Annotated in this window: 1 protein-coding gene; it reads left to right on the forward strand. The window is 59.9% G+C overall.

Features of this window, described 5'->3' with window-relative positions; all coding sequences use genetic code 11:
• A partial coding sequence (locus J8I34_RS34465; protein ID WP_209808647.1) for a transposase occupies positions 1-387 on the forward strand: 387 nt, incomplete at both ends.

Genomic DNA, 387 nt, shown 5'->3' on the forward strand with positions numbered 1-387 from the left:
GCCAACTACAAGGAGCGCAAGGTGCTGGCACAGGCGCTGCGGCCGATCTACAGCGCGGCCAGCGAACAGGAGGCCGGGCAGGCGCTGCAGGACTTCGCCGACGGCCCGTGGGGCGTCAAGTACCCAATGATCGTGCAGTCGTGGCGACGCGCCTGGGAGTACGTCACACCGTTCTTCGTGTTCCCGTCCGATATCCGGCGGGTGATCTACACAACCAATGCCATTGAGAGCTTGAACATGCAGTTGCGCAAGATCATCAAGACTCGTGGCCACTTCCCTTCGGATGAGGCGGCGATCAAGTTGCTGTGGTTGGCACTGCGCAACGTACTGACGAAGTCCGTTCGCACGACTTATGACTGGAAGTCCGCCATGAACCAGTTTGCTATC

Source organism: Cupriavidus phytohabitans (genome assembly GCF_017815025.1).
GTDB lineage: Bacteria > Pseudomonadota > Gammaproteobacteria > Burkholderiales > Burkholderiaceae > Cupriavidus.